An 11523-nucleotide genomic window follows, 5' to 3' on the forward strand; every position below is an offset into this window, starting at 1 on the left:
GCGGAGGGGCGGGCCGCAGCCCTGTGCGCGGGAATCAGCCGTGCACCAGCCCCGTCACCTGCCCCACCAACGGCAGGTCTTTCAGCGCACCACCGCCGCTCAGCGGTTCGGTGACGATGCCCGTGGTGACCGGCTTGAAGTCGCCGATCTGTGTCCCCACCCCGTTGGCCAGCGGGTCCACGCCCGTCTTGGCCAGCGGGTCGAGCCGAAGGTTCGTGACCGGAGAGACCCCGTGCCCGAGCGCCCCGGTCACCGCGTCCCCGGTCGCCTCACCGACCGCGTCGAGACTGCTGTCGGCGCCCGGGGCCGGAGCGATGGGCAGCGGCGCCGCGTGGGCCGCCGCACCCCCCGCACCGAGCGCGGCGCCCATCGCGGTGACGGTCAGACCTGCGCGCAGCAGCGCGGGGCGCCGGGACCTGGAAAGTGCATGACGTGCCATGGAGTTCCCACCTGATCGACAACGATCGAGTAATCATCTGTACGCGTAGAGTAATTGAGATGTGATGCTGGATACCAACACGGGCACCGGGGGATCCCCCGCGCGGGTCGATGCCTCACACTCGTGTCCTGTGAGTTCCCAACCGATCCCGACCCGCGTCGTGCTGCTCGCGGGCCCCTCCGGCTCCGGCAAGTCCTTCCTGGCCGCCCGCACCGACCTCCCGGTGCTGCGCCTGGACGACTTCTACAAGGAGGGTGACGACCCCACACTGCCGCTGGTCCCGGGCAGTTCGGACATCGACTGGGACTCCGCACAGTCCTGGGACGCGGATGCGGCGGTCGCCGCCATCACGGAGCTGTGCCGCACGGGGCGTACGAACGTCCCGGTGTACGACATCGCCACCAGCTCCCGGATCGACCGCGAGGCGCTCCACATCGAGCGGACGCCGCTCTTCGTGGCCGAGGGCATCTTCGCGGCGGACATAGTCGAGCGATGCCAGGAACTGGGCGTCCTGGCGGACGCGCTGTGCCTGCGCGGCCGTCCGACGACGACGTTCCGGCGCCGGCTGCTGCGGGATCTGCGCGAGGGCCGCAAGTCCGTGCCGTTCCTGCTGCGACGGGGGTGGCGGCTGATGCGCGCGGAGCGGCGGATCGTGGCACGGCAGACGGCGCTGGGCGCTCACCCCTGCGGGAAGCAGGAGGCGCTCGGGCGCCTGGCGGCGGCTGCGGCAGGGCGGTGCCGCCGGGCACCGGTGGCGTAGCCGGTCCGGTGCCGGGGGCTCACGCGTCCCGAAGCCTCAGGACCAGTCCCCCTCCCAGGAGTGCGGCCACGGCCCAGCCCGCGAGCACTCCCAGCCCTGCCCACGGGCCGATGGGCAGGCTGTCGGCACCGGTCGTGGACTGGATGGCGAGCCCCGCCGTCATCGGGGCGATCTGCTGCAGGTGACGGTGCCAGTCCGGGTCGGTGACCAGCTGCGTGAGGATCGGGAGGACGAAGAGCAGGCCGAGTACGACACCGACCGCCGCCGCCGGGTCCCGGACCGCGGTGGCGGTGCCGAGGGCCAGCAGGGCGATCAGCACCAGGTACAGCACCGACCCGGCCGCCGCGCGCAGCGTCGGACCGTCGGCCGGGGACAGCATCGCCTGGCCCTGCGCCGTCGTGAAACCGTTGCCCGGCAGGATCAGCCCCGCCGCCAGCAGGCAGCCGAACACCGCGACCGCCCCGGCGACCAGCACCACCCCCGTGAGGACGACCGACTTCGCGGCCAGGACCGTGGACCGGCGCGGTGTCGCCATCAGCGTGGTGCGCATCATCCCCGTGCTGTACTCACCGCTGATCACCAGCACGGCCAGGACGGCGACGACCGTCTGTCCCACATGGATCCCGGTCAGACTGAGCCTGGCGACGTCCTGGTGACAGCCCGTCGACGGACACTCGACGGCGGCGGCCGTCGCGGCACTGACCGCCACCGTGAGCACGACAAGGGCAAGAAGCAGCCGCCCCGGGGCCGTCACGGTGCGCAGCTTCGTCCACTCCGCGTGCAGGGTCTGCTTCATGCGTCCCTCCGGCGCATCATGAACACCGCCGTGCCCAGCGCGACAGCCGTCCACCCGCACAGCACCGCGAATCCGCCCCAGGGCGGCAGCGGGAAGTAGCCGAAGGCGGGTGTGTAGTCGCTGTCCACCTGCGCGTACCGCGGCATGTTCTGCTGAATCGCGAAGCCCGCTGCCGGGGTGACACGCAGCAGCCACTGCGAGGGCCCGGCGGGCAGGATCGAGGCAGTCGCGAGGATGTACGGCAGGACGATCGCCGCGAACACCAGCGTGACCGCCCCGGCGCTGCGCCGCAGTACGGTGCCGACGGCCATGGCGAGCACCGCGGTGACCGCGAGCAGGGCCGCCGTACCGGCCACCACGCGCAGCTCCGTGAGCGTGCGGACCGGGAAGTCGAAGCCGCCGGGGCGCACCAGCCATTCACCGAGCAGCACCGCTGCCGCCGCGGCGGGCAGCCCGGCCGCAAAGGTCACGGCGGTGAGGACGACGGCTTTCGCGGCCGGCGCCCTGCCCCGCCGCGGGCTCGCCATGAGGGTGGTGCGGATCAGTCCGCGCCGGTACTCGGCGGTGATGAACGTCGCCCCGACGACGATCACCAGGATCAGCCCGACGAACGTGCCGGCCAGGCTGCGCTCGATGGTCTGACCGCCCGCGGTCATGGGGCCGCCCACGGCCGGTGCGATGTCGCCGGACCCGGTGACGGTGAACGTGTCGTCCGCCCGGCGGAACGTGCCGTCCGACGCGAAGTCGTCGGCGGGTCCGCCCATCTGCTCACCGTGCCACGCCGCGTCCCCGGACTCCGCGCCGCTGAGAGCGACGTGGTCGAAGACACCGGTGGCCCGGGTGGGCGCCCCGCGGTTGCTCAGCCCGCCGAACTTCTGGCTCGTCGACTCCGTGGCGGGTGGCGAGGCGGCGAACATCCCGGCCTGCACCTGCGACGGCAGTCCGGTCAGGCGTGCCGTGCCGACCGCGGTCCAGCGCGCCCCGTCGGCCGACCGGTAGCCGGTCACCGTGTCCCCGGTCCGGGTCAGCCGCAGCCAGTGCGGGGACGCGGCGGAGACGGTGCCGGGCGCACCGGCCGTGTCGTGCGTGTAGTTGTGCTGCATCCGCACGCCGTGCCCCGCGGTGGCCATGACGGCCGCGTACGCCGACCCCGCCCGGTCGCCCGCCTTCAGGACGATCCCCGCCTTCGCCCACGGCGGCAGCCCGCCCTTCGCACCGTCCGGGGCCAGCGACGTGAGCCGTACGGTGATGCTGCCGTCCCCGGTCAGCGGCCGGTGCACGAAGTAGAACCGGTCCGTCACGGCCTCGCCGCCCGGACCCCTGGCACCGGTGCAGGGCTGGTTCGGATCCTCGCAGGTGGGCCGCTCGGTGTGGGCGCCGATCAGCCCGATCAGTACGATCACCAGCGCCGCGGCCGCGAGTCCGGCGACCCAGCCCCGTACCGTACGGAACTTGGTCCACTCGGCCCGCAGTTGCTGAGCGAACCCGGCGTGCACGGCCGGCGTCCCGGAGCGGTACGACGTCGTGGTCCGGGTCATCGGGCCGGCTCCTCGGCCGCCGCGGCGCGGAACTCGACCGCGTCCCGGGTGAGTTCCATGTACGCCTCCTCCAGTGTCGCGCGGTGCGCGGACACTTCGGAGAACGGCACCCCGCTCTCACCGAGCAGCGTCACCACGTGCTCCGCCGCCAGCCCGGAGACGGTGAGGGTGTCGCGGTCCGTGGCAGCCACGGTGGCTCCGGCGTACGCAAGCGCCGTCATCGCCTCCGACCGTGCCGAGGTCCGCAGCGTGACCCGGTCGCCGGACGCGGTCCCGATCAGCTCGCGCACGCCGGTGTCGGCGATGACCCTGCCGCGTCCGACCACCACCAAGTGGTCGGCGGTGTCCTGAAGTTCGCTCATCAGGTGGCTGGACAGCAGCACCGCCCGGCCCTGTGCGGCCAGCGCACGCTGGAAGTCGCGCATCCACACGATGCCTTCCGGGTCCAGGCCGTTGAACGGCTCGTCCAGCATGATCACCGGCGGGTCGCCGAGCAGTGCGGCGGCGATCCCGAGGCGCTGCCGCATGCCGAGCGAGAAGCCCGCCGTCCGGCGCCCGGCGACCGGCCCCAGACCGGCCTGCTCGATGACGTCGTCGACCCGCCGCGCGCCGAGGCCCTGCGAGTGGGCCAGCCACAGCAGATGGTTGCGGGCGGTCCGGCCCGGCTGCAGTGCGGCGGCGTCCAGCAGCGCCCCGATGTGGTTCAGCGGGTTCCGCAGGTTCCGGTACGGCTGACCTCCGATCAGCGCGGTGCCCTCGTCGGGTGTGTCCAGGCCGAGGATGACCCGCATCGTGGTGGACTTGCCGGCGCCGTTGGGTCCGACGAAACCGGTGACCTGTCCGGGCCTGACGGTGAACGTCATCCCGTCCAGCGCGGTGGTCGGCCCGTAGCGCTTGCGCAGGCCGGTGACTTCCACGGTTGCTTCCATGTCCGGCAGGCTAGGCAGCCCGGTGCCCCGCGGTCGTCACGCCGGACAGCGACTTCTGCCCTCCCTGGCACGAGGGATGTCCGGTGCCACGGGTCCCTCATGAGAGGGATGCCGGGGTGCGCCACCTGCGGCAAGAATGACGGACGTGGACGAGCACCGGTGGGGCGGACGGGCCGAGTGGGGGCGGCGCATCGGCGCCGGCCCTCGTACGCCTGCGGTGGCCGGGACGGTCCTGGCGCTGCTCGCGGTGACCGAGTCGTTCGCGCGGACGGCGGGCAGCGGCGTCACGGTCCGGTTCGGTCTGCTCATCGGCCTGCTCGCGCTGGCCACCACGCTGCCCCCGGCGTTTTTGAGTCCTGCCGCGGCCGCCGCGTCGGTCACCGCGGCAACCGTGCTGTCGCTGGCCCCGTTCCGCTCGCTGACCGTCGCAGGGCTCTGCGCCCAGCTGATCGTCCTGCACCGGCTGGGCCGCGCGGGCTCAGCGCGGTCGGCGGCGCTCCTCGCCATGCCGTTCCTGCCGCTCGCCCTCGCCCGGCTCGCCCCGGCGCACTCCGAAACCGGCGTCCTCACCGTGCTGCTGGCCTCGCTCGCCCCGGTCGCGGCGTGGGCGGGCATCGCCCGCCGGGCCCGCGGCGAGGCACTCACCCACAGCGCCGCTCACCGGGCCATGACCAGCACCCTGCTCGAACACACGGCACGCAGCGAACGCGCCCGGATAGCACGCGAGTTGCACGACGTCGTCGCCCATCACATCTCCATGATCGCCGTACAGGCGGAGACGGCCCGGCTGACCACCCCCGGGATGCCCGCCGCCGGTGCGCAGCGGCTGTCGTCGATCGGCGACACCGCGCGGGCGGCACTGACCGAGATGCGCCGGCTGCTCGGCGTCCTGCGCGAGGACACCGGGTCCGACAAGGCCGACCGGCAGCCGCAGCCGGGCCTGCGACAACTGGTCGACCTGCTCGACGAGGCCCGCGACGCGTCCGGGACGGGCACCCGCCTCATCGTCCGCGGCCGGCAGGCGACGCTCGACCCGGGCGTCGAGCTCGCCGCATACCGCATCGTCCAGGAAGCCCTCACCAACGCCCGGCGGCACGCACCGGGCGCCGCCGTCGACGTGGAACTGCACTACACCGCCGGCACCCTCGCCCTGCGCATCCGCGACAACGGCCCGGGCCCGCCGCCCGCGCCGCCCGCGGGCGGCCACGGACTGTCCGGCATGCGCGAGCGTGCCGCCGCGGTCGGCGGCGAACTGCGCACCGGCCCCGCGCCCGGCGGCGGCTTCCTCGTCGAGACCGTACTGCCGACCCACGCGGAGACCACCGGATGAGCACCGAGCCACAGCCCGCCGTACGGATCGTCGTCGCCGACGACCACCAGGTCGTCCGCACGGGCTTCGCCGCCCTGCTGGACACGCAGCCGGACTTCACCGTCGTCGGCACGGCGTGCGACGGCGCCGAGGCGGTACGGACATGCGCAGGTCTCCGGCCCGACGTGGTCCTCATGGACGTACGGATGCCGGGCACGGACGGCATCGAAGCGACGAGACAACTGGCCGCGTCGGGCCCGGACGGTCCCCGCATCCTCATCCTGACCACGTTCGACCTGGACGAGTACGTGTACGACGCCTTGCGCGCCGGAGCCAGCGGCTTCCTGCTCAAGGACGTCACCGCGGAGCGGCTCTTCGACGCGGTGCGCGTCATCGCGGCCGGCCAGGCCCTGCTGGCTCCGACGGTCACCCGCCGCCTGATCAGCGAATTCGCCACCCAGCACCGCACTCCGGACCCCGTACCCGCGGCGGTACTCGCAGCACTCACCCGCCGGGAGACCGAGGTCCTGCGCCTGGTGGCGGAGGGCCTGTCCAACCCGGAGGTCGCGACGCGCCTGCTGATCACGGAGGAGACGGTGAAAACACACGTCAGCCGAATCCTGGCCAAACTGGCCCTGCGCGACCGCACCCAGGCGGTGGTGACGGCCTACGAATCGGGCCTGGTCGTCCCGGGCTCCCGGGGCAGGACCCCGCATCCGGGGCCGTCGCGCGGTTGAGGACCGGGGGCAGGGGCAGAAGCCCCGCGGGCCCCCTGCCCCCGCGGACCCTCTGCCCCCCTCGCACCCGTCCCCGGACGCACCGCGGGGCCGGACAGGACCCCCCGGCCCATCCGACCCCGCTGCGTGCCCCCGTAGGCCCGCCGCCTCCCCCGAAGCAGCAGTCCCCGGCTCCCCCGGATCCCCCGCTGCCTTCAGGCCACCAGCTCGCCGAAGGACTCCTCCTCGTCACGGCCGAAGCTCAGCACCTCGTCCTCGCGCAGCCGCCGCAGCGACCGCCAGATGCTCGACTTCACCGTGCCGACACTGATGTCGAGTATCGACGCGATCTCCGGGTCCGTGCGGCCCTCGTAGTACCGCAGGACCAGCATCGTGCGCTGGAGTTCCGGCAGCCGCGCCAGCGCCTGCCAGAGCACGGCACGCAGTTCCGTACCGCGCATCGCGTCCGTATCGCCCACCGTCTCCGGCAGTTCCTCGGTCGGGTATTCGTTCAACTTGCGTCGGCGCCACGCACTGATGTGCAGATTGGTCATGGTGCGGCGCAAGTACCCGCCGACCGCTGCCTTGTCACTGATCCGGTCCCACGCCCGGTAGGTGGAGAAGAGGGCGCTCTGCAGCAGATCCTCGGCCTCGAACCGGTCACCGGTCAGGTGGTAGGCGGTTGCGTACAGGGAGGCGCGGCGCTCCTGGACGTAGGCCGTGAACGCCGCTTCGGCGTCCGAGCTCTCCGTCCGGGACGTCCGCTCCCCCGTGACCTCCCCGTACGCGGCTCCCCCGCCGGCTCCCCCGGTCGCGTCGACCACCGTCATACAGGACGTGTGCTGACGCCCGACGCCACGAACGCACCCCCGCCCCGCCCCGAGCTCTCGATTCCGCTCGAGCAGGGAGGCGCCCCCTCCCGCGCCGGACTTCTCGGTGCCCCTGCCGACGTCGTGGAGACGCGTGACAACTGCGCTTGTGGTCGTGCTGTGCAGTGCGTTCATCTCGCGCCCCCCGTCGGTGGAGTCCGTCCGTTCCCTTGTGCCAATGAGCTTGCCCGGGCTGTTTCATGACGTTGTCCGCCGACTGTCACAGACCTGTCACAGGGCCTCCCACCGGTGCGCCGGATGTATGAGAGCGCTTCAAGTGTCGAACTGAAGCTCCACCATGGGCCAGAATGACCTCCGTGCCTTTCCTGTTGCTGATCGAGGACGACGACGCCATCCGCACGGCCCTCGAACTCTCGCTGTCGCGCCAGGGCCACCGTGTGGCCACCGCGGCGACGGGAGAGGACGGCCTGAAACTGCTGCGCGAGCAGCGGCCGGACCTGATCGTGCTGGATGTGATGCTGCCCGGCATCGACGGTTTCGAGGTGTGCCGCCGTATCCGGCGCACCGACCAGCTGCCGATCATTCTGCTGACCGCGCGCAGCGACGACATCGACGTCGTGGTCGGACTGGAGTCCGGCGCCGACGACTATGTGGTGAAACCCGTGCAGGGCCGGGTGCTCGACGCCCGGATCCGCGCGGTGCTGCGCCGCGGCGAGCGCGAGTCCACGGACTCGGCGACGTTCGGGAACGTCGTCATCGACCGTTCCGCGATGACCGTGACGAAGAACGGGGAGGACCTGCAGCTCACACCGACCGAGCTGCGGCTCCTGCTCGAACTGAGCCGTCGCCCCGGGCAGGCCCTGTCGCGCCAGCAGTTGCTGCGGCTGGTCTGGGAGCACGACTATCTCGGTGATTCCCGGCTGGTCGACGCCTGTGTGCAGCGGCTTCGGGCCAAGGTCGAGGACGTGCCGTCCTCGCCGACCCTGATCCGTACCGTGCGCGGCGTGGGCTACCGGCTGGACTCGCCTCAGTGAGTGCTGCCGCCAAACGCGGTCTGCTCGCCGGACTTCGCTGGACCAGTCTGCGACTGCGGCTCGTCGTCGTGTTCGCACTGGTGGCGCTGACCGCCGCGGTGTCGGCCTCGGGAATCGCGTACTGGCTCAACCGCGAGGCCGTCCTGACGCGGACGCAGGATGCCGCGCTCGGGGACTTCCGGCAGCAGATGCAGAACCGGGCGGCTTCGCTGCCGCTGCGGCCGACCAAGGACGACCTGCAGAACACCGCCGTGCAGATGGCGAGCAGCAGCCCCGGCTACAGCGTGCTGCTCGTCGACAAGCGTGACGGCGGCAAGCCGATCGTGGGCAACTCCGATCTGGACACGTTCACGCTCGACAACGTGCCGCTCTCGCTGCAGCGGCAGGTCAACCGGAAGCAGCCGGTGGAGGCGGGCAACAAGTACGCGTACCACCTGTTCTGGCAACGGACCTCGATCCGCGGTACGCCGTACCTGGTGGCAGGCACGAAGATCATCGGTGGTGGTCCGACCGGCTACATGCTGAAGTCGCTCGACCAGGAACGGCAGGACCTCAACTCCCTTGCGTGGTCGCTGGGTATCGCCACGGCTCTCGCCCTGGTCGGCTCGGCGCTGCTGGCGCAGGCCGCCGCGACGACGGTGCTGCGGCCGGTGCAGCGGCTCGGTGACGCGGCGCGCAAGCTGGGCGAGGGCAAACTCGACACCCGCCTGGTGGTGTCCGGCACCGATGAACTCGCCGATCTCTCCCGCACGTTCAACAAGGCCGCGAGTTCGCTGGAGAAGAAGGTCGCGGACATGAGCGCGCGGGAGGAGTCCAGCCGCCGGTTCGTCGCCGACATGTCGCACGAGCTGCGGACCCCGCTCACCGCGATCACCGCGGTCGCCGAGGTGCTGGAGGACGAGGCCGACAGCCTCGACCCGATGATCGCGCCCGCCGTGCACCTGGTGGTCAGCGAGACCCGGCGGCTCAACGACCTGGTGGAGAACCTGATGGAGGTCACCCGTTTCGACGCGGGTACCGCCCGGCTCGTCCTCGACACGGTCGATGTCGCCGACCAGGTCACCGCCTGTATCGACGCCCGGGCCTGGCTGGACGCGGTGGATCTGGACGCCGAGCGCGGCATGATGGTCCGCCTCGATCCGCGCCGGCTCGATGTGATCCTGGCCAATCTGATCGGCAACGCGCTGAAGCACGGCGGTTCTCCGGTACGGGTCGCGGTACGGACCGAAGGCGACGAACTCGTCATCGAGGTGCGCGACCACGGCCCCGGCATTCCCGAGGACGTCCTGCCGCACGTGTTCGACCGTTTCTACAAGGCCAGTGCGTCCAGGCCGCGTTCGGAGGGCAGCGGGCTGGGTCTGTCGATCGCGATGGAGAACGCGCACATCCACGGCGGTGACATCACCGCGGCGAACTCGCCGGACGGCGACGGCGCGGTGTTCGTCCTGCGGCTGCCGCGTGATGCCGAACAGCTCACCCGCACCGCGCAGGACCACGACGCGGAGGTCCAGGACGAGGAGGGCGGCGCGACGTGATGCGCAACAACCGTGGCAGGTACCGGGCGCTCCGCTCGGCCGGGGCGCTGGCCGGAGCCGTCGTCTGTGCCGTGCTGGCCGCCGGATGCGGGATCAGGACCACCTCGGTGCCGGTCGACGCCGGGGCCGCGCCGTCGCGGGTGCCGTGTTCGATGTCCGCGGAGGACGTCAGCACAGAGGCGTTGAAGGGCATCCCGGTCCAGATCTATCTGGTCTGCGCCTCGCAACTGGTCACGGTGGACCGCACGGTGCAGATCGACGACGCGACGTCGGACCGGGTCCAGGTGGCGCAGGCGCTCCTCGACGAGCTGCAGCGGGAACCGGCCGACGACGAGCGCCAGGCCGGCTTCTCCACAACCGTGCCGGCGGCGCTCCGGATCGGCGAGGCGCGTCGGGGCGATCCGGCGGGCGCGCTGCGGCTCAGCGAGCAGCCGGAGGACCTGCCGTCGCAGGCGCTGGCGCAGATCGTGTGCACCTACGCGGAGAGCGAGTCGCTCGCCACCGACGGCACGGTGCTGCTCGGCGGACCCGGGAAGTATGCCCCGCGCGGCTATCTGTGCACCTCGGAGACGAAGGCCCGGCCGAAGTCCGTGCCGACGCTCGGCGCGCTCGAACTGCCCTGACGGCCTCCCCCGCATGTCGCTCCGCCCCCGCCCGGGTTTCTGGGGCGGGGGCGGAACCGATCCCGCCGGTGGGGGCGTCCTGGGAGGCGTGGGTCAAGGTTCGGACGGCCAGGCCGTCATCCGCTTCCGCGCGGCCGGAGGGTTCCTCCTCCTCGCGCATCTGCTACTGGTCGGGTGGCTGACTCTGCGCCCGCTGGACGTCCCGTGGGTGACAGCGGCGAACCTTCAACCGCTCGCCGGCATCAGGGCGGACCTGTCCCTCGGCCCGGCCGCGGCGGCGCACCGGATCGGTGAGGGACTGTTGTTGCTGGCACCGCTGGGGGTGCTGCTGCCGATGGCCGGGGGCCGGCTCTTCGTCTCCCCGTGGGCCTCGCTGGCGCGTACGGTCGCCGCCGGGTCGCTGATCTCGCTGACCATCGAGCTGGCGCAGACCGGGGTGCCGGGGCAGGTCGTCGATGTCGACTCGCTGCTGCTGAACACGGTCGGGGTGGCGCTGGCCCATCTGCTGGTGGTGCCGGTGTTCCGGAAGCGGCTGCGCCGCCGGAAGCAGGAGCAGCGGGTGCGGGGGGCGATTCCCCGCCCCAGGGAGGAGACCTCTCAGGGGTCGACCCCGACGATTTCCAGGGTCGGTATCGCACCGTAGAGCGACGCTTTGCCCCCGTTCGCGGAGCCACCATGGAGACATCGGGAGCACGACGGAGCTGCTCCCCAGCAAACGGTTCGCGAAGGAGCCCACCATGGCCGCACTTGCCCGCCCCCGTGACGGACGCATGATCGGCGGAGTGTGCGCAGCGCTGGCACGGCGCTTCGGCACGTCCGCCGGGACCATGCGCGTGATCTTCCTGGTCTCCTGTCTGCTGCCCGGTCCGCAGTTCCTGCTCTACCTGGCGCTGTGGCTGCTGCTGCCGGCCGAGAAGTCGTCGGCGGCCGCCTGGTAGGGGCTGTCCGGCGGATCATGGCCGGACATCCCCTCGTCCCCGGACGCACACGTGGGGCGGACACCCGGGTCGGGTG

At 72.1% G+C, this 11523-nt stretch carries 13 protein-coding genes; 8 read left to right on the forward strand and 5 right to left on the reverse strand.

Going from position 1 to position 11523, the window contains the following annotated elements; all coding sequences use genetic code 11:
• Positions 1 to 34: 34 nt before the first annotated feature.
• Positions 35 to 439: a hypothetical protein gene (locus ACFU6I_RS45665; protein WP_384379648.1), complete on the reverse strand. Its 405-nt coding sequence runs from the start codon at positions 437 to 439 to the stop codon at positions 35 to 37.
• Between the two features lie 64 nt (positions 440 to 503).
• Between ACFU6I_RS45665 and ACFU6I_RS45670 the strand changes: the two genes are divergently transcribed.
• Positions 504 to 1199, forward strand: coding sequence for a uridine kinase (locus ACFU6I_RS45670; RefSeq protein ID WP_384379651.1), 696 nt, complete (start codon positions 504 to 506; stop codon positions 1197 to 1199).
• A 19-nt stretch (positions 1200 to 1218) separates the two neighbouring features.
• Here ACFU6I_RS45670 and ACFU6I_RS45675 read toward each other — a convergent pair whose 3' ends face one another.
• From ACFU6I_RS45675 to ACFU6I_RS45685, 3 genes are read right to left on the reverse strand one after another with little or no spacing between them, the layout of a single operon-like run.
• Positions 1219 to 1995: an ABC transporter permease gene (locus tag ACFU6I_RS45675; protein ID WP_384379654.1), complete on the reverse strand. Its 777-nt coding sequence runs from the start codon at positions 1993 to 1995 to the stop codon at positions 1219 to 1221.
• Positions 1992 to 3533 carry an ABC transporter permease subunit gene (locus ACFU6I_RS45680; RefSeq protein ID WP_384379657.1) on the reverse strand — a complete coding sequence of 514 codons (1542 nt, stop codon included), beginning with the start codon at positions 3531 to 3533 and terminating at the stop codon, positions 1992 to 1994. Before ACFU6I_RS45680 ends, ACFU6I_RS45675 begins: the two co-directional genes overlap by 4 nt.
• Positions 3530 to 4462 (reverse strand): ABC transporter ATP-binding protein, encoded by a 933-nt coding sequence (locus ACFU6I_RS45685; protein ID WP_384379660.1) that lies wholly within the window; start codon positions 4460 to 4462, stop codon positions 3530 to 3532. Before ACFU6I_RS45685 ends, ACFU6I_RS45680 begins: the two co-directional genes overlap by 4 nt.
• A 145-nt stretch (positions 4463 to 4607) precedes the next feature.
• Here ACFU6I_RS45685 and ACFU6I_RS45690 point away from each other — a divergent pair, with 145 nt between their 5' ends.
• Together ACFU6I_RS45690 and ACFU6I_RS45695 are read left to right on the forward strand one after the other, a co-directional pair.
• The gene (locus tag ACFU6I_RS45690; RefSeq protein ID WP_384379663.1) at positions 4608 to 5792 is read left to right on the forward strand and encodes a sensor histidine kinase; all 1185 of its coding nucleotides are present in this window, start codon (positions 4608 to 4610) and stop codon (positions 5790 to 5792) included.
• A complete protein-coding gene (locus tag ACFU6I_RS45695; protein WP_384379666.1) occupies positions 5789 to 6508 on the forward strand; it encodes a response regulator in 720 nt (239 codons plus the stop codon). The genes ACFU6I_RS45690 and ACFU6I_RS45695 overlap by 4 nt, the downstream gene beginning before the upstream one ends.
• A 194-nt stretch (positions 6509 to 6702) precedes the next feature.
• On the opposite strand, the gene ACFU6I_RS45700 is transcribed toward ACFU6I_RS45695, so the two are convergent.
• Positions 6703 to 7491, reverse strand: a complete 789-nt coding sequence (locus tag ACFU6I_RS45700) for a SigE family RNA polymerase sigma factor (RefSeq protein WP_384379669.1) — start codon at positions 7489 to 7491, stop codon at positions 6703 to 6705.
• A gap of 182 nt (positions 7492 to 7673) precedes the next feature.
• Here ACFU6I_RS45700 and afsQ1 point away from each other — a divergent pair, with 182 nt between their 5' ends.
• From afsQ1 to ACFU6I_RS45725, 5 genes are all read left to right on the forward strand, one after another.
• Complete coding sequence (gene afsQ1, locus ACFU6I_RS45705; RefSeq protein ID WP_189275392.1) at positions 7674 to 8351, forward strand: two-component system response regulator AfsQ1; 678 nt, start codon at positions 7674 to 7676, stop codon at positions 8349 to 8351.
• Complete coding sequence (locus tag ACFU6I_RS45710; RefSeq protein WP_384379672.1) at positions 8348 to 9886, forward strand: ATP-binding protein; 1539 nt, start codon at positions 8348 to 8350, stop codon at positions 9884 to 9886. Before afsQ1 ends, ACFU6I_RS45710 begins: the two co-directional genes overlap by 4 nt.
• Entirely contained in the window at positions 9886 to 10509 is a 624-nt protein-coding gene (locus ACFU6I_RS45715; protein ID WP_384379675.1) for a hypothetical protein, read from the forward strand. Before ACFU6I_RS45710 ends, ACFU6I_RS45715 begins: the two co-directional genes overlap by 1 nt.
• 88 nt (positions 10510 to 10597) lie before the next feature.
• The gene (locus tag ACFU6I_RS45720) at positions 10598 to 11152 is read left to right on the forward strand and encodes a VanZ family protein (RefSeq protein WP_327244685.1); all 555 of its coding nucleotides are present in this window, start codon (positions 10598 to 10600) and stop codon (positions 11150 to 11152) included.
• 94 nt (positions 11153 to 11246) lie between these two features.
• Positions 11247 to 11447 (forward strand): PspC domain-containing protein, encoded by a 201-nt coding sequence (locus ACFU6I_RS45725; RefSeq protein ID WP_345515148.1) that lies wholly within the window; start codon positions 11247 to 11249, stop codon positions 11445 to 11447.
• Positions 11448 to 11523: the final 76 nt, after the last annotated feature.

It is taken from the genome of Streptomyces sp. NPDC057486, assembly GCF_042802415.1.
GTDB classification, from domain to species: domain Bacteria; phylum Actinomycetota; class Actinomycetes; order Streptomycetales; family Streptomycetaceae; genus Streptomyces; species Streptomyces yanii.

Bases quoted from the DNA above. Each gene is read 5' to 3' on its own strand.
- ACFU6I_RS45665 (WP_384379648.1), bottom strand. From the start codon at position 439: ATGGCACGTCATGCACTTTCCAGGTCCCGGCGCCCCGCGCTGCTGCGC.
- ACFU6I_RS45685 (WP_384379660.1), bottom strand. From the start codon at position 4,462: ATGGAAGCAACCGTGGAAGTCACCGGCCTGCGCAAGCGCTACGGGCCG.
- ACFU6I_RS45725 (WP_345515148.1), top strand. From the start codon at position 11,247: ATGGCCGCACTTGCCCGCCCCCGTGACGGACGCATGATCGGCGGAGTG.
- ACFU6I_RS45680 (WP_384379657.1), bottom strand. From the start codon at position 3,533: ATGACCCGGACCACGACGTCGTACCGCTCCGGGACGCCGGCCGTGCAC.
- ACFU6I_RS45715 (WP_384379675.1), top strand. From the start codon at position 9,886: ATGCGCAACAACCGTGGCAGGTACCGGGCGCTCCGCTCGGCCGGGGCG.
- ACFU6I_RS45700 (WP_384379669.1), bottom strand. From the start codon at position 7,491: ATGAACGCACTGCACAGCACGACCACAAGCGCAGTTGTCACGCGTCTC.
- ACFU6I_RS45670 (WP_384379651.1), top strand. From the start codon at position 504: ATGCTGGATACCAACACGGGCACCGGGGGATCCCCCGCGCGGGTCGAT.
- ACFU6I_RS45675 (WP_384379654.1), bottom strand. From the start codon at position 1,995: ATGAAGCAGACCCTGCACGCGGAGTGGACGAAGCTGCGCACCGTGACG.
- ACFU6I_RS45695 (WP_384379666.1), top strand. From the start codon at position 5,789: ATGAGCACCGAGCCACAGCCCGCCGTACGGATCGTCGTCGCCGACGAC.